The 15,271-nt window shown below is 67.2% G+C and carries 14 protein-coding genes; 6 read left to right on the top strand and 8 right to left on the bottom strand.

The annotated features are described in order from the left end of the window. Positions 1-128: 128 nt before the first annotated feature. A complete protein-coding gene (gene azu, locus FSZ13_RS09570) occupies positions 129-554 on the bottom strand; it encodes an azurin (protein WP_145479520.1) in 426 nt (141 codons plus the stop codon). A gap of 147 nt (positions 555-701) precedes the next feature. Between azu and FSZ13_RS09565 the strand changes: the two genes are divergently transcribed. Continuing rightward, complete coding sequence (locus FSZ13_RS09565; protein ID WP_145479293.1) at positions 702-1,316, top strand: HAD-IA family hydrolase; 615 nt, start codon at positions 702-704, stop codon at positions 1,314-1,316. Positions 1,317-1,393: 77 nt separating this feature from the next. On the opposite strand, the gene FSZ13_RS09560 is transcribed toward FSZ13_RS09565, so the two are convergent. Beyond that, positions 1,394-2,623: an acetylornithine transaminase gene (locus FSZ13_RS09560; protein WP_145479292.1), complete on the bottom strand. Its 1,230-nt coding sequence runs from the start codon at positions 2,621-2,623 to the stop codon at positions 1,394-1,396. A 74-nt stretch (positions 2,624-2,697) separates the two neighbouring features. On the opposite strand from FSZ13_RS09560, the gene FSZ13_RS09555 reads away from it, so the two are divergent. Then, positions 2,698-3,570 (top strand): ion transporter, encoded by an 873-nt coding sequence (locus FSZ13_RS09555; RefSeq protein ID WP_145479291.1) that lies wholly within the window; start codon positions 2,698-2,700, stop codon positions 3,568-3,570. A 203-nt stretch (positions 3,571-3,773) separates the two neighbouring features. Continuing rightward, positions 3,774-4,235 carry a hypothetical protein gene (locus FSZ13_RS09550; RefSeq protein WP_145479290.1) on the top strand — a complete coding sequence of 154 codons (462 nt, stop codon included), beginning with the start codon at positions 3,774-3,776 and terminating at the stop codon, positions 4,233-4,235. Positions 4,236-4,307: 72 nt separating this feature from the next. Here the strand turns inward: FSZ13_RS09550 and FSZ13_RS09545 are convergent, their stop codons facing one another. Then, entirely contained in the window at positions 4,308-5,126 is an 819-nt protein-coding gene (locus tag FSZ13_RS09545) for an SDR family oxidoreductase (RefSeq protein ID WP_145479289.1), read from the bottom strand. A gap of 126 nt (positions 5,127-5,252) precedes the next feature. Next, the gene (locus tag FSZ13_RS09540; RefSeq protein ID WP_145479288.1) at positions 5,253-5,915 is read right to left on the bottom strand and encodes a serine/threonine-protein kinase; all 663 of its coding nucleotides are present in this window, start codon (positions 5,913-5,915) and stop codon (positions 5,253-5,255) included. A 103-nt stretch (positions 5,916-6,018) separates the two neighbouring features. Between FSZ13_RS09540 and FSZ13_RS09535 the strand changes: the two genes are divergently transcribed. Further along, positions 6,019-8,010: a bifunctional DedA family/phosphatase PAP2 family protein gene (locus FSZ13_RS09535; RefSeq protein ID WP_145479287.1), complete on the top strand. Its 1,992-nt coding sequence runs from the start codon at positions 6,019-6,021 to the stop codon at positions 8,008-8,010. Between the two features lie 51 nt (positions 8,011-8,061). Here FSZ13_RS09535 and FSZ13_RS09530 read toward each other — a convergent pair whose 3' ends face one another. The 3 genes from FSZ13_RS09530 to FSZ13_RS09520 all read right to left on the bottom strand — a co-directional run bounded on the left by FSZ13_RS09530 (position 8,062) and on the right by FSZ13_RS09520 (position 10,960). Next, positions 8,062-8,673, bottom strand: coding sequence for an LON peptidase substrate-binding domain-containing protein (locus FSZ13_RS09530; RefSeq protein WP_145479286.1), 612 nt, complete (start codon positions 8,671-8,673; stop codon positions 8,062-8,064). Between the two features lie 10 nt (positions 8,674-8,683). Continuing rightward, entirely contained in the window at positions 8,684-10,048 is a 1,365-nt protein-coding gene (gene mpl, locus FSZ13_RS09525) for a UDP-N-acetylmuramate:L-alanyl-gamma-D-glutamyl-meso-diaminopimelate ligase (protein ID WP_145479285.1), read from the bottom strand. A gap of 348 nt (positions 10,049-10,396) precedes the next feature. Continuing rightward, positions 10,397-10,960, bottom strand: coding sequence for an adenylate kinase (locus tag FSZ13_RS09520; protein ID WP_145479284.1), 564 nt, complete (start codon positions 10,958-10,960; stop codon positions 10,397-10,399). Positions 10,961-11,100: 140 nt separating this feature from the next. Between FSZ13_RS09520 and FSZ13_RS09515 the strand changes: the two genes are divergently transcribed. Further along, entirely contained in the window at positions 11,101-12,357 is a 1,257-nt protein-coding gene (locus FSZ13_RS09515) for a 6-phosphofructokinase (RefSeq protein WP_145479283.1), read from the top strand. 2 nt (positions 12,358-12,359) lie between these two features. On the opposite strand, the gene FSZ13_RS09510 is transcribed toward FSZ13_RS09515, so the two are convergent. Continuing rightward, complete coding sequence (locus FSZ13_RS09510) at positions 12,360-12,863, bottom strand: hypothetical protein (protein ID WP_145479282.1); 504 nt, start codon at positions 12,861-12,863, stop codon at positions 12,360-12,362. Positions 12,864-13,216: 353 nt separating this feature from the next. On the opposite strand from FSZ13_RS09510, the gene FSZ13_RS09505 reads away from it, so the two are divergent. After that, on the top strand, positions 13,217-15,244 hold the full coding sequence (locus FSZ13_RS09505; protein ID WP_145479281.1) for a sodium-translocating pyrophosphatase: 2,028 nt from the start codon (positions 13,217-13,219) through the stop codon (positions 15,242-15,244). Positions 15,245-15,271 lie beyond the last annotated feature (27 nt).

The raw sequence follows: 15,271 nt of genomic DNA, 5'->3' as shown, positions 1-15,271 counted from the left end.
CGCGAAGGTCTACCGACCAACGGTCGGTAGCTACCGGAAAATTGATCTTCATACAGGTAGGTGACGACCGTTGGTCGTCACGCGAAGGTCTACCGACCAACGGTCGGTAGCTACCGGAAAATTCATCTTCAGTTGAAGATGAATTTTCCTTTCATCATTGCGAAATGCCCGGGGAACGAGCAGAAGAAGGTGTAGTCCCCGCCCTTGCGCAGCGCTGCGGTGGAGAACGTCACGCTGGTGCTCTGCCCACCGCCGATCACCGCCGTATGCGCCAGCACGCGCGGGTCTTTCTTCGGCAGGTAGCTGTCGGCCAGGGTCATCCGCATGCCGGCCATCGCCACCGGCTGGTAATCTGCCGTTTTCGTCAGCACCCAGTTGTGGCCCATCGCCGTGGCGGCCAGCCTGCCGGTGTGGCGCAGGGTCAACTTCACCTGGCTGCAGTCCGCGGCGACCTTGATCTCCTTGCTGCTGAAGCTCATCTGGTCGGTGCTGTCCAGGTTGATCGCGCATACGCGCGCCTGCGCGGCCGGCGCCAGCGCCAGACCTGCCAGCATCACGGGAACAAACAGTTTCACGGCGTTCTCCCTCTTCAAGTCCCCGCAATTCTAGGCAGCCCCGCCCCCGGCGTGGTGCGACGGGATGTCGCAGCGAATGCCGCCAGTGCGGTAACGTCGGCTTCCGCTTCGCATACGAGTGCACTCATGCCGGTTGCGCTGGACTGCCTGCTGCTGGATTTCGATGGCGTACTGGTGAACTACGCCAGGCACCTGCGCGTGCGCCACCTGGCCGACGCCTGCGGACGCACGCCCGCGCAGGTGCACGCCGCGCTGTTCGACAGTGGCCTGGAACGGCAGTTCGACTTGGGCCTGGACATCGCCACCTACCTGCAGCAGTTGAGCGCTGCGCTGGGCGTCCCGATCAGCATCGCGCACTGGCAGCAGGCGCGCATTGCCGCGTCACCTCCCCAGGCCGGCGTGGTCGAACACGTGGAGCGCATCGCGCGCACGCTGCCCATCGCCATCCTCACCAACAACGGCACGCTGATGGCGCAGACCATTCCGCGCATCCTGCCCACGCTGGCCCCGATGCTGGAAGGACGCATCCTGTGCAGCGGCGAACTGGGTGGCCGCAAGCCAGACACGGCGGTGTTCCTGAAAGCGGTGGAACGGCTCGACGCACGTCCCACCCGCACCCTGTTCGTCGACGATCTGTTCGTCAATGTGCGCGGCGCCCGCCTGGCCGGGCTGCACGCCGATACCGCGAACGACAGCCGTAGTTTCGGCAAGCTCATGCACCGGTTCGGCATCGATGCCTGATGCAGGGCAGCCAACGCAGTAGAGCCGACTGTTAGTCGGCTGCTGTCAGTCGGCTGCCGTCAGTCGGCTGCGCTTCCTCAACGCGTCGCGATGAACGACTGCACCGCAGCCCGCAGCCGCTTCAGGCCTTCGGCAATCTCTTCATCGGTGATGTTCAACGCCGGCACGAACCGCAGCACGTCCGGCCCGGCCTGCAACGTCAGCAGCCCGTGCTCCGCCGCGTGGTCCAGGATCGCCCCGGCCTGGCCGGCGAAATCCTTGTCCAGCACCGCACCCAGCATCAGGCCGCGACCGCGCACCTGGCTGAACACCTTGAACTCGTCATTGATGCTGTCCAGCCCATCGCGCAGCGCCTGCGACTGCCGGCTCACGTTGCGCGCGATCTCCGCCGAGGAGAGCTTGCGCAGCGCTACCCGCGCCACCGCCGCCGCCAGCGGGTTGCCGCCGAAGGTGGTGCCGTGCGCGCCGAACTGCATGGTCTCGGCAACCTTGGGCCCGGCCAGCATCGCGCCGATCGGGAAACCGCCGCCAAGCGCCTTGGCCAGGGTGACGATGTCCGGCTTGATTTCGTCCTGCCAGTGCGCGAACAGGGTACCGGTGCGGCCCATGCCAGCCTGGATCTCGTCGAGCACCATCAGCGCACCGTGCTGGTCGCACAGTTCGCGGATCCGCTTCATGAAGCCCGGCTTGGCCGGCATCACCCCGCCTTCGCCCTGGATCGGCTCCAGCATCACCGCGGCCACGTCGCCGGCGGCCATCGCCGTTTCCAGCTGTACCTCGTCATTGAAATCCACATAGCGGAAGCCACCGGGCAGCGGCTCGTAGCCTTCCTGGTACTTCGGCTGCGCGGTGGCGGTCACCGCCGCCAGGGTGCGGCCGTGGAAGCTGCCACGGAAGGTCACGATCACCCGCTGGTGGGCAGGACGGCCCTGCGACGAGGCCCACTTGCGCACCAGCTTGATCGCCACTTCATTGGCTTCGGCACCGGAATTGCACAGGAACACGCGCTCGGCGAAGCGCGAGGCGGTGACCAGCTCTTCGGCCAGGCGCAGCGGTGGCTCGCTGTAGAACACGTTGCTGGTGTGCCACAGCTTGCCGGCCTGCTCGATCAGCGCCGCTTTCAGGTCGGGGTCGTTGTGGCCCAGCCCGCACACCGCGATGCCGGCGGCCAGGTCGATGAACTCACGGCCCTGGTTGTCCCAGACGCGGGCGCCCTGGCCGCGCTCGAGCACCACCTGGCGCGGCTTGTACACCGGCAGGTAGTAATGCGACAGGGACAGGAGCGGGTCGGGGGCAGCAGCGGTCATGGCGGTCAGGGGTCCGAGGGGTCCGGGAAGGGGGTCCATTCTCCCCCTCCACCGGCTGGGGCACAATGCGGCCCATGCACCCCCTGCGCGCCCCCCAGCTGAACCCCGCCACCGAGTCCGGCTGGCGCCGGACCTGGTTCGACATCATCTACCGGCACGACACCCGGCCGTCGCGCAATTTCGACCTGCTGCTGGTGTACGCCATCATCGCCAGCGTGCTGGTGGTGATGTTCGACAGCGTGCAGCGCTTCCACATCGAACATGCCAGCTGGCTGTACGTGGTCGAGTGGGGTTTCACCCTGCTGTTCACCGCCGAGTACCTGCTGCGGCTGGTGGTGGTGAAGCGCCCGCTGCGCTACGCCTTCAGCATCTGGGGGATCATCGACCTGGCCTCGATCCTGCCCACCTACCTGTCGCTGTTCATCCCCGGCGCGCAAAGCCTGCTGGTGGTGCGCGCGCTGCGCATCCTGCGCGTGTTCCGCATCCTCAAGCTGACCCGCTACATCGAAGAGAGCGGCGTGCTGATGGAGTCGCTGTGGCGCAGCCGGCGCAAGATCCTGCTGTTCCTGTTCACGGTGATCACCATCACGATCATCGCCGGCACCCTGATGTACGTGATCGAAGGGCCGAACCATGGCTTCACCAGCATTCCCAGTGCGATGTACTGGGCGGTGGTGACGATGGCCACGGTAGGCTTCGGCGACATCGTGCCGCAGACCGTACTGGGCCGCTTCGTCACCTCAGTGCTGATCCTGATCGGCTACAGCATCATTGCCGTGCCCACCGGCATCTACACTGCGGAGCTGGCCAATACCATGCGCGATGCCGAGCGCGCCGCCAAACGCGACGCGCGCGGCTGCCCGGCATGCGGGCTGGAAGGACATGAGCCGGATGCACGCCATTGTCGCCAGTGCGGTGAGCGGCTACCGGAGCCGATGAACACGTAGAGCCACGCCCTGCGTGGCTGCTCTTCGTATTGGAGTCGTGGCGTCGGACGGGCGGTTGTCAACGGAAATCCTGCGTCTGCGGACGCTTTGCCGCGCTGCGCGCGGTTGCCACGCATGGCGTGGCACTACGAATACCAAGGTGCGCCAAAAGGGTGTGCGAAAGCAAAAGCTCCACACCACTTGCCGCCGCAGCGCGATACGACTTGATTAAGAATGATCAGAATCTGGAAGGCTATTGCCACTCTTCAGCGGACACTATGTGCCCGTTGATTCGTACCGCCGAATTCATGCAAGCTGCCAATCTTTCCACCCAGCACAAACTGCACTCGTCTAGCGCCATGGTCGGTTCGCGCGTCGAATCGACCTCGTCCGCCTTGGCTCCCTGTGCAGTTGCGCCGATCGCGGTGAGCAATTCGGCCGTTATCGATGCGCGTACCACGCTGATCGACGCGCGGGCCATGCTCGACCGCACGAATCAATGGGAGCGTGATGTGCTTGAAACCGTCCCAGCTGGTGAATCACGCGATGAGATGCTGCACGTGGCGACTGTGACCAAAGAGCGGGCGATGAACGGACTGATCGCTGCAGAGAACAATCTTCGTGTTCTCGAGAATGTGGCTGAACGTCGCAGGGAATTGGTCATGACGTTTGTCAACAGTCTGTGACCGGCATCGTGCCGCATTTTTCGTGCGCAGGACGATGACGACAGCCAAAACGGAGCACGCCGTGACGCGCGATCAGTCCAGGAACAGATCGGGCATCAGCGGGCGCGTCGGATCTATGGCATAGCCGCTCAGGTCGGTGATGCCGGCTTCGGCCAGTACCTCGTCATCCAGCAGGAACTGTCCGCTGAACCCGGCGGCGTCGCGGGTCAGGACCGCGTGCGCGGCGTCGGCCAGGATTTCCGGCGTGCGGCAACCCCCCACATCCACGCCGGGAATCATGTTGATCGCATCAGTGGCGATCACGGTGCGCGGCCACAGCGCGTTGACCGCCACGCCCTGCGGGCCGAATTCAGCCGCCAGGCCCAGGGTGACGAAGCTCATGCCCATCTTGGCCAGCGTGTAGCCGGTGTGCGGCGCCCACCACTTCGGGTCCAGGCTGGGGGGAGGTGCCAGCGTGAGGATGTGCGGATTGGGCGCCTGCAGCAGGTGCGGCAGGCAGGCCTGCGCGCACAGGAAGCTCCCGCGTGAATTGACCTGCTGCATCAGGTCGAAGCGCTTCATCGGTGTATCCAGCGTGCCGCGCAGCCAGATCGCGCTGGCGTTGTTGACCAGGATGTCGATGCCGCCAAAGGTATCCACGGTGGCGGCAACCGCCGCGCGCACCTGGTCCTCCTCGCGGATATCGCATTTCAGCGCCAGTCCCTGGCCACCGGCCGCGGTCACCGCTTCGGCGGCGCTGTGGATGGTGCCGGGCAGTTTCGGATTCGGCACCGCGGACTTCGCCGCAATGGCCACGTTGGCGCCGTCGCGCGCCGCACGCAACGCGATGGCCAGGCCGATGCCGCGCGAGGCACCGGTGATGAACAGGGTTTTCCCTTGCAGACTGGCCACGTGCCTTGCTCCCGCGAATTCATGAGGGGCCAAGTATGCCGCGCCTGCGGAGCCGCAGGCATGGGTACCGACCAACGGTCGGTACCTACCGGGGTGCGCAGCGGTCGCGCCCTGTGCGGCACGCATTTACGCTTTCGGGCCTTGCCCTTCGTTGTCTTCCCAATGCAGGATCTTCCGGGTCACGAACCGGTATACGGGCTTGCCGGTCCGGAACCACAGGTCGCGTACCCACGAGTGGCGTTTGAGCACCCGTTTCTCCACCGGGGTCAACGATTCGCGGCAGTACATGCGCTTGTGCTTGAGCAGGTGGCGCAGATCTTCGCGGGCGAGCAGGCGCATCCAGCGCGAGCGCGGGTTGCCGATCACCGCGAGCTGGAAGTCGATCAGCGCCGGGCTGCCGTCTTCGCGGACCAGCCAGTTGGCTTCCTTGGCCAGGTCGTTATGGGCGATGCCGTGGCGGTGCACCTTCTGCAGCAGCCGGCGCGCGGCGCGGAAGTAGGCCAGGTCGCCGCGCGGTGGGCGCTGGTACATGGCGTCGCCGGCCATGAAGCTGCGGTCCAGCCAGCGGCCATTCCACGCCAGCAGCGCCGGAGTGTCGGGCATGCCGTCCAGATGCGCCAGCGCGCGCGCTTCGCGCCGGGCCAGCCACCAGGCCGGCAGGCGCAGCCACCACGGGGTGGCGCCCAGGTCGCGGCGGACGAAGCGTCGGCCGCCCTCTTCCATCAGCAGGATGCGGCCGAAGCTGTCGGCTTTCAGGGCCTGGGAGGCGGGCGGGAGCGGTCGATTCATGGCCGCCATTCTAGGCGGCGGATCAGGTTCATTGCCGACAGCCCATGCACATTGGCTGCCGCTGGCCGGGAGTCAGTCACTTTGCCCCCTCTATAATCCCCCGATGGACTCGTCATGGATCGATGCCACGCTCGCGTGGATATCAGCTCACCCGGTACTCGCCGGCGCGGTCATCTTCCTCATCGCCTTCTGCGATGCGGTGATCGTGCTGGGTGCGATCGTACCTGCCCTGCCCCTGCTGTTCGCGGTGGGCGTTTTCATCGGCCTCGGGCAGATCTCCGGGCCGTACGCGGTGGCGTGCGCGGCGCTGGGCGCCTTCGCCGGTGACGGGATCAGCTACTGGATCGGCCGGCGCTGGGGCGACCGGCTGCGCGGGGTGTGGCCGTTCAGCCGTTACCCGCAGCTGCTCGACCGCGGCGAGACGATGTTCCGCCGCAACGCCTTCAAGAGCATCCTGGTGGCGCGCTATGTCGGCGCGATCCGTCCGTTCGTGCCGGCCATTGCCGGGATGATGGACATGCCGGCAATGCGCTACATGCAGGCCAGTGCCATTGCCAGCATTTCCTGGGCGGTGCTGTTCCTGGCGCCGGGCTGGGTGCTGGGCGAAGCCTACGACGCCGTGGCCGCCGTGGCCGGGCGACTGGTGCTGGTGCTGGCCCTGGTCGGCGTGCTGATGGGCGTGGTCTGGGCGATCGTCCTGTATGGCTATCGCTGGTCGGCCGCGCGCATGGACAGCTGGCTGGCCAGCCTGCTGCAGTGGTCGCAGCGCCACCCCACGCTGGGCCGCTACTCGGTGTCGGTGTTCGACCCGCAACGCCGCGAGTCGGTGCCGCTGGCGATGCTGGCGCTGATGCTGCTGCTGCTCGGATGGGGCTGGTTCGCGCTGTTGACGGTGGTGGTCGCGCACGGCGAACCGCTCAGCCTGGACCTGGCCGTGCACCAGGCCATGCTGGCCCTGCGCAACCCGCTGGCCGACTACCCGATGGCGGCGCTGGCCTCGCTCGGTGCGTGGCAGGTACTGCTGCCGCCGACCCTGGTGACCATGGGCTACCTGGTCTGGCGCCGACGCTGGATGGCCGCCGCACACTGGCTGGCCGCACTGGCGTTCGGCCTGGCCCTGACCCGGCTGCTGGGCGCCACGGTGGACGTGGTGCGGCCGCCGGATGCGAGCAGCGGCTTCGGCTTCCCGTCGGTGTCGGTGACCATGGCCACCATCACCTTCGGTTTCTTCGCGGTGCTTATCGCGCGTGAGCTGCCCGGGCGGACGCGGGTCTGGCCGTACCTGCTGTCGGGCATCATCGTCAGCCTGATCGGCTTCGCGCGGCTGTACCTGGGTGCGCATTGGTTGAGCGACGTGGTCGGCGGCATGCTGTTCGGCATGTTCTGGCTGCTGGTGCTGGGCATCGCCTATCGCCGCCGTTTCAACCGCTCGTTCTGGGTCAAGCCGGTCTCCTGGCTGTTCTACGGCACCTTCGCGGTGGCCGCGCTGTGGTATGCGCCGCGCAACACCGAATTGAAGCTGCAGCGCTTCGAACCGGCGCAGCGGGCGCCGGCCAACCTGGCGGCGCAGGCGTGGTGGGACGGCCAGTGGCGCACCCTGCCCTCGCGGCGCAATGAATTCGACGACGACCAGCGCTGGCCGCTGGACGTGCAGGTGGCCGGGCCGCTGGCACCGCTGCGCGAGCAGCTGGAACGCCAGGGCTGGCGCGTGCAGCCGCAGGCCGGCTGGGAACAGGCGCTGGTGATGCTGGACAAGTCCGCCACCGAAGACGAGGTGCCGGTGCTGCCGGCCACCCTGGACACCCAGGTCGAGTCGCTGTTGATGCTGCGCCCGGGCAATGCGCCGAATGAGATCTTCGCGCTGCGCCTGTGGCCGGCGTCGGCCCAGCTGCAGCCGGGCGGCCAGCCGCTGTGGCTGGGCAGCGCGCAGACCCTGCATTACCAGCAGCACGTCCACCTGATCGGCATGTGGCGACCGATGCGCGGCATCGACCCGTCGTTGAACGCGGTGCGCGAGGCGCTGGTCGGGTTGCCGCAGGAAGTAGGGACGCATCCGGAGACCGGCATGCCGGTGTTGCGGGTCCGGACGTATTGAGGGATCACGACCAACGGTCGTGATCCACCAGGGGGTCATTGCCCTGTCGCGTTACCAGTTCTCGTCGATGGGGGTTGCGTTGGCGGGCATCCAGCGCAGCAGCGCGTCAAGGCGCTGGTGCGGGTCGTCCATCTGCAGCAGCTGCAGGCGCTGCGCTTCTTCCAGCGGCAGCAGCTCGGCCAGCCGCCAGCCCACCCAGGCGGCCTGGTCCATCAGCGCAGGGTACGCCGGTGCGAACGCGGTGCCGGCCTGTTCGATGATGTGACCCAGCACGGTGGACAGCAGCGCGTGCTCCGGACGCAGTTCGTCGTCATGATCGGGCGGGCTCCATTCCACCTCGGCCATGATCAGGCCGTTGTCGCGCACGCGCACCTGGCGCACGTGGAAACGACGATGCCCGCGCAGGCGCAGCACCAGTACGCCGTCGGCGCCCATGTCGAAATCATCGATGCGCGCTTCGACGCCGTGCGCCGCCGGCGTGGCCGGATCGCCCACCTCGTTGCCGTCCAGGATCATGCAGACCCCGAAATGCGTGTTGTTGCGGCTGCACTCGCGCAGCATGTCCAGGTACCGCCGCTCGAACACGCGCAGCCCGAGCGCCGCCCCGGGCAGCAGCACGGCATGCAGCGGGAACAGCGGCAGCGTGGCGACGGAATCGGTCATGGCCGGTTGCTCAGCGCGCCTGCAGCTGGGCCAGGAAGCGGCGCGGCGCGCCGTCGAAGCCGCCGTTGGACATGAACACCACGTGGTCGCCGGGCTGCGCGATCGTGCCCAGCTGCGCCAGCAGTGCGTCGGTATCGGGCACGGCGTGCGCTTCACCGCGCACGGCGGCAATCACCGAGGCCGCATCCCAGGCCAGCTCGGGACGGTGCAGGAACACCACGGCGTCGGCCAATGCCAGCGAAGGCGCCAGCGCGTGCGCGTGTGCCCCCAGCCGCATCGAGTTGCTGCGCGGCTCCATCGCCACCACGATGCGGCGGTCGCCGACCTTGGCGCGCAGCCCCTGCAGCGTGGTCTGGATGGCAGTGGGATGATGGGCGAAATCGTCATACACGGTGATCTCGTCGGCCACGCCGATCACTTCCATGCGCCGCTTGACGCTGCGGAACTGCGCCAGCGCCGGGATCACGCTGGCCGGCGCGACGCCCACCGCGTGCGCGGCAGCCAACGCCGCCAAGCCGTTGAGCACGTTGTGGCGGCCCAGCAGCGACCAGCGCACTTCGCCCAGTGCCACGCCGCGGTGGTGCACCACGAAGGCGCTGCCGTCGGCGTTGACCAGCTCGGCATGCCATTCCAGGCCGGGGTCGAAGCCGAAGCGTTCCACCGGGGTCCAGCAGCCCATCGCCAGCACCTCGGCCAGGTGGGCATCCTCGCCATTGACGATCAGTCGCCCGCGCGCGGGCACGGTGCGCACCAGGTGGTGGAACTGGCGCTGGATCGCGGCCACGTCGGGGAAGATGTCGGCGTGGTCGTATTCCAGGTTGTTGAGGATCGCCACCAGCGGCCGGTAATGCACGAACTTGCTGCGCTTGTCGAAGAAGGCGGTGTCGTACTCATCGGCCTCGACCACGAATTCGCGGCCCTGCCCCACCCGTGCCGACACACCGAAATCTTCGGCCACGCCGCCGATCAGGAAGCCCGGTTCGCGGCCGGCGGACTGCAGCAGCCAGGTCAGGATGGTGGTGGTGGTGGTCTTGCCATGGGTGCCGGCCACGGCCAGCGTGTCGCGGCCCGGCAGGACCTGTTCGGAGAGCCACTGCGCACCGGAAATGTAACGCTGCGCGGCATCCAGCACCGCTTCCACAGCCGGGTTGCCGCGCGACAGCGCGTTGCCGACCACCACTTCGTCGCAGTCGCTGCCGACGCTGTCGGCCCGGTAGCCCGGATCCAGGGCGATGCCCAGCTGCTCCAGCTGGGTGGACATCGGCGGGTAGATCGCCTGGTCGCTGCCACGGACCGTATGGCCCAGTTCCCGCGCCAGCGCGGCCACGCCGCCCATGAAGGTGCCGGCAATACCAAGAATGTGGATCGTGCTCATCACCCGATTGTCGCCCAAAGCCCACTCTGAAGGGGAGTCGCAAAGCATCTGGGGGACAGCCCCCTGAGTCAGGGGTATGGAAGCAGACATGGGGCCCACTGTTTGCGAAGCAGACTGTGGGACGACAGCGCGTGGCTTTGCGCGCGCGCTGTCAGGGAATTCCCGATAGCGATGTACTGTGAACACGTACACAATTCATCGCGCCAGCCGCAGTACCCCCGATGGTCCTACTCCCCAAGAGGCCATCCCCAGGGGGGCTCATATTGTGGGGCTCTGAGCAGGCCCGATCGCTGGCGCTCTACACCGCACGCCCGGTTCCGATAGGACCGGGCGTGCGCGTGTAGGTTGTCAGGCCTTGATCGCCGCGTGGATGCGGGCTTCCACTTCTTCCAGCCCGCCCACGCCATCGACGCGCGCCAGCGTGCCGCGATCGGCATAGAAGTCCACCACCGGCGCGGTCTGCTCGGTGTACACGCGAAGACGCTGGCGCACCGATTCGGGACTGTCGTCGGCGCGGCCCTGCTCCTGCGCGCGGCCGGCAATGCGCTCGACCAGCAGTTCGCTTGGCACATCCAGCTGCACCACCGCATCCAGCGGCTGGCCGATCTTCGCCAGCAGGGCGTCCAGCGCATTGGCCTGGGCCACGTTGCGCGGATAACCATCCAGGATGAAGCCCTTGGCCACGTCCGCCTGGCCCAGGCGCGATTCGAGCATGCCCAGCAGGATGTCGTCGGACACCAGGTTGCCGGCATCCATCACGGCCTTGGCCTGCTTGCCCAGCTCGGTGCCGGCGGCTACTTCGGCCCGCAGCAGGTCACCGGTGGAAATGTGCGCAATGTCGAGGTGTTCCTTCAGGCGCGTCGCCTGTGTCCCCTTGCCCGAACCGGGCGGTCCCAACAGAACCAATCGCATCAACCTGACTCCAACTTGGTAAAAAACGGAAGGGCGCGCGCCCCGTGATTATTCACAATCACGCTGCACCGCAATACACGCACTTTACCTCATACCGGTAATGTCCCTGCAATGTCCTTCCCCCCGAAAAAGGTCCAGCCATGTCCAAAGGTACCCTGCTCTACGCCCAGTCAGGCGGCGTCACCGCCGTCATCAACGCCACCGCCTCGGCGGTGATCGGTACCGCCAGGGCCAAGGGAATCAAGGTCTTGGCGGCGCGCAACGGCATCCTGGGCGCCCTGCGCGAGGAGCTGATCGACACCTCGAAGGAATCGGCCGCGGCGATCGCGGCGCTGGCCCACACCCCGGGCGGCGCGTTCGGCTCATGCCGCTACAAGCTCAAATCGCTGGACGCCGACCGCGCCCGCTACGAGCGCCTGCTGGCGGTGCTGCAGGCGCACGACGTGCGCTGGTTCCTCTACAACGGCGGCAACGATTCGGCCGATACGGCCTGGAAGGTGTCCCAGCTGGCCAAGGCGTTCAACTACGACCTGACCTGCATCGGCGTGCCCAAGACCATCGACAACGATCTGGCGGTGACCGACACCTGCCCGGGCTTCGGTTCGGCGGCCAAGTACACCGCCGTGTCGGTGCGCGAGGCGGCGTTGGACGTGGCGGCCATGGCCGAAACCTCGACCAAGGTGTTCGTGTACGAGGCCATGGGTCGGCACGCCGGCTGGCTGGCGGCGGCAGCCGGGCTGGCCGGCAACGGGCCCGACGAGGCCCCGCACATCATTCTGCTGCCCGAGCGCGCCTACGACGAGGCCGCGTTCCTGGCCAAGGTTAAGCAGGTGGTGGAACGCGTGGGCCACTGCGTGGTGGTCGCCTCCGAAGGCATCCAGACCGCCGATGGCCGCTTCGTGGCAGATGCCGGCGGCGGCAAGGACTCGTTCGGGCACACCCAGCTGGGCGGCGTGGCCTCGCAGCTGGCCGCGCGGGTCAAGGACGCGCTGGGCTACAAAGTGCACTGGACCCTGCCCGACTACCTCCAGCGGTCTGCGCGCCATATCGCCTCGAAGACCGACTGGGAACAGGCGCAGGCCGTGGGCAAGGCGGCGGTGCAGTACGCACTGAAGGGCCAGAACGCGGTGATGCCGGTGATCGTGCGCAGCAGCGACGCGCCCTATCGCTGGAAGATCGAACCGGCACCGCTGCACAAGGTCGCCAACCACGAGAAGAAGATGCCGGCCGGCTTCATCCGCCGCGATGGCTTCGGCATCACCGACAAGGCACGCGCCTACCTGTCGCCGCTGATCAAGGGCGAGGCCCCGCTGCCCTATGGCGCGGATGGGTTGCCGAAGTATGTGACGCTGAAGAACGTGGCGGTGAAAAAGAAGCTGCCGGCGTTCGAGGCGTAAGGTCAGCGGCAGGCGGCGCCTTCCACCGCCAGTTGCGCGGCGAACATGGGGATCTGCGCCGTCTTGCCGGCGGCGGCCTGCTTCTTCGCCTCCTCCAGGTAGATGCGCGACTGGCCTTGGCCGTCGAGCTGCGGCTTCTGTTCCACCGGCAGGCGCCACACCCGCACCACCGCCTGCTGCGCGGGGCACGCCGCGCTGGGCACGCGGATCACGTCGTTGAGTTTCCAGCCCTTGGCTACGCTGGGCTGGGCTTTTTCGAAGTCGACGAAACGGGCGCGCGGCTGGCACTGCTCGCTGGTGCGGACCACGTTGAAGCGGTAGGGCTGGGCGGGGTCACCGGTGAAGCTGCCTTCCAGGCGCGCGCAGGCTTCGGGAATCTGGCGCAGGGTGTGCACGGTATTGACCGCCTGCGGCGTGCCGGTCGGGCGTTGCAGTTCGGGGGTTTCGGCGGCGAACGTGGTTGCGCAGGGGAGCAGGGCCAGCAGGATGAGGTGGCGGGGGGACATGGGGGAAGCCTCCGTTGGGGTGGAGGTGAGGGTGGCTTGGGGGGGATGAACGGTGTGGCAAGGGGGTGCTGCCGGGGCGGGTGGGTGTGCGCGAACCGCGGAGCCGACCAACGGTCGGCGCTACAGCCTCGTGCGCCCTGGATCTGGGCTTCGTTGGGCTGTTGGGCGCAATCGCTGGGCAGGGGCGATATTTTCATTGCATACTCGGGGGGCGCTCCAGGATTGCTGAACAAAGCCACACGCTTGATGACCGGGTACGGTCTGAACGGGTTGGTCCATCGTTGCAGCCCGTTGTGTCCCACGTGGTGAGGTTCGTCCGTCGACTGGATGCCATCCATCACCCGGGAGGGGACATGCTGGAACGTCATGGGCTTTCACTTGCGTTGTTCTGCGCCATTCTTGCGATTCTCTACGGCATCGTTTCGGCACGCTGGATTCTCCGGCAACCGGCCGGCAATGCCCGCATGCAGGAAATCGCCGCCGCCATCCAGGAAGGCGCGCGCGCCTACCTCAACCGCCAATACCTGACCATCGGCATCGCCGGCGTGGTGCTGTTGGTGCTGGTCGGGTTCTTCCTCAGCTGGTACACCGCGATCGGCTTCGCGATCGGTGCGGTGCTGTCCGGCGCGGCCGGCTACATCGGCATGAACGTGTCGGTACGCGCCAATGTGCGTACCGCCGAGGCGGCACGCCATGGCCTCGGTGCGGCCATGGACGTGGCGTTCCGCGGCGGTGCGATCACCGGCATGCTGGTGGTCGGGCTGGGCCTGCTTGGCGTGGCCGGGTACTACGCGCTGCTGCTGCGCCTGGGGCTGGATACCGGCGCCGCGCTGCATGCGCTGGTCGGGCTGGCGTTCGGCTCGTCGCTGATCTCGATCTTCGCCCGGCTTGGCGGCGGCATCTTCACCAAGGGCGCCGACGTCGGCGCCGACCTGGTGGGCAAGGTCGAGGCCGGCATTCCCGAGGACGACCCGCGCAACCCGGCGGTGATCGCCGACAACGTCGGCGACAACGTTGGCGACTGCGCCGGCATGGCCGCCGACCTGTTCGAGACCTACGCGGTGACGGTGATCGCCACCATGCTGCTGGGCAGCCTGATGATCGCCGAGGCCGGGCGCAATGCGATCCTGTACCCGCTGGTGCTGGGCGGGGTGTCGATCATCGCCTCGATCATCGGTGCGCTGTTCGTCAAGGTGAAACCAGGCGGCTCGATCATGGGTGCGCTTTACAAGGGCGTGATCGTGTCGGGCGTGCTGGCCGCGATCGCGTTCTACCCGATTACCCTGCAGTTGATGCCGGACAACGCGCATGGTGCGTTCAACCTGTACCTCTGCGCGCTGATCGGACTGGTCCTGACCGGGTTGATCGTGTGGATCACCGAGTACTACACCGGTACCCAGTACAAGCCGGTGCAGCACGTGGCACAGGCTTCCACTACCGGGCACGGCACCAACATCATTGCCGGGCTGGGGGTGTCGATGAAGTCGACCGCGCTCCCGGTGATCGCGGTGTGCCTGGCGATCTGGCTGGCACACCTGCACGGCGGGCTGTACGGCATCGCCATCGCCGCCACCGCGATGCTGTCAATGGCCGGCATGATCGTGGCGCTGGACGCGTACGGACCGATCACCGACAACGCCGGCGGCATCGCCGAAATGGCCGAACTGCCGCCGGAAATCCGCAACATCACCGACCCGCTGGATGCGGTGGGCAACACCACCAAGGCGGTGACCAAGGGCTATGCGATCGGGTCCGCGGCGCTGGCCGCGCTGGTGCTGTTCGCCGACTACACCCACAACCTGCAGGCGGCGAACCCGGGCGAAGTATTCGCCTTCGACCTTTCCGACCACACGGTGATCATCGGCCTGTTGATCGGCGGCCTGATCCCCTACCTGTTCGGCGCCATGGCAATGGAGGCGGTCGGCCGCGCCGCCGGGGCGGTGGTGGAGGAGGTGCGACGGCAGTTCCGCGAGATTCCCGGGATCATGCAGGGCACCGGCAAGCCGCAGTACGACCGCGCGGTGGACATGCTGACCCGTTCGGCGATCCGCGAAATGATCGTCCCCTCGCTGCTGCCGGTGGTGGTGCCGGTGGTGGTCGGGCTGCTGCTCGGGCCGCGCGCGCTGGGTGGGCTGCTGATCGGCACCATCGTCACCGGCCTGTTCGTGGCGATCTCGATGACCACCGGCGGCGGCGCCTGGGACAATGCCAAGAAGTACATCGAAGACGGGCATTTCGGCGGCAAGGGCAGCGAAGCGCACAAGGCGGCGGTGACCGGCGATACCGTCGGCGATCCCTACAAGGACACCGCGGGGCCGGCGATCAACCCGTTGATCAAGATCATCAACATCGTGGCGCTGCTGCTGGTGCCGTTGCTGTAGCGGTCAGGGTGCCCGAGGCTGGCCGTC

This window comes from Stenotrophomonas rhizophila (assembly GCF_007667275.1).
GTDB classification, from domain to species: Bacteria; Pseudomonadota; Gammaproteobacteria; order Xanthomonadales; family Xanthomonadaceae; genus Stenotrophomonas; species Stenotrophomonas maltophilia_AE.
The sequence above is the reverse complement of the archived record's forward strand: the minus strand, read 5'-3'. Positions and strand labels throughout refer to the sequence as shown.

Excerpts from the sequence above, each read along its gene's own strand:
- azu (WP_145479520.1), bottom strand. The coding sequence starts at position 554 with ATGCTGGCAGGTCTGGCGCTGGCGCCGGCCGCGCAGGCGCGCGTATGC.
- FSZ13_RS09565 (WP_145479293.1), top strand. The coding sequence starts at position 702 with ATGCCGGTTGCGCTGGACTGCCTGCTGCTGGATTTCGATGGCGTACTG.
- FSZ13_RS09560 (WP_145479292.1), bottom strand. The coding sequence starts at position 2,623 with ATGACCGCTGCTGCCCCCGACCCGCTCCTGTCCCTGTCGCATTACTAC.
- FSZ13_RS09555 (WP_145479291.1), top strand. The coding sequence starts at position 2,698 with ATGCACCCCCTGCGCGCCCCCCAGCTGAACCCCGCCACCGAGTCCGGC.
- FSZ13_RS09540 (WP_145479288.1), bottom strand. The coding sequence starts at position 5,915 with ATGAATCGACCGCTCCCGCCCGCCTCCCAGGCCCTGAAAGCCGACAGC.
- FSZ13_RS09535 (WP_145479287.1), top strand. The coding sequence starts at position 6,019 with ATGGACTCGTCATGGATCGATGCCACGCTCGCGTGGATATCAGCTCAC.
- FSZ13_RS09530 (WP_145479286.1), bottom strand. The coding sequence starts at position 8,673 with ATGACCGATTCCGTCGCCACGCTGCCGCTGTTCCCGCTGCATGCCGTG.
- mpl (WP_145479285.1), bottom strand. The coding sequence starts at position 10,048 with ATGAGCACGATCCACATTCTTGGTATTGCCGGCACCTTCATGGGCGGC.
- FSZ13_RS09520 (WP_145479284.1), bottom strand. The coding sequence starts at position 10,960 with ATGCGATTGGTTCTGTTGGGACCGCCCGGTTCGGGCAAGGGGACACAG.
- FSZ13_RS09515 (WP_145479283.1), top strand. The coding sequence starts at position 11,101 with ATGTCCAAAGGTACCCTGCTCTACGCCCAGTCAGGCGGCGTCACCGCC.
- FSZ13_RS09510 (WP_145479282.1), bottom strand. The coding sequence starts at position 12,863 with ATGTCCCCCCGCCACCTCATCCTGCTGGCCCTGCTCCCCTGCGCAACC.
- FSZ13_RS09505 (WP_145479281.1), top strand. The coding sequence starts at position 13,217 with ATGCTGGAACGTCATGGGCTTTCACTTGCGTTGTTCTGCGCCATTCTT.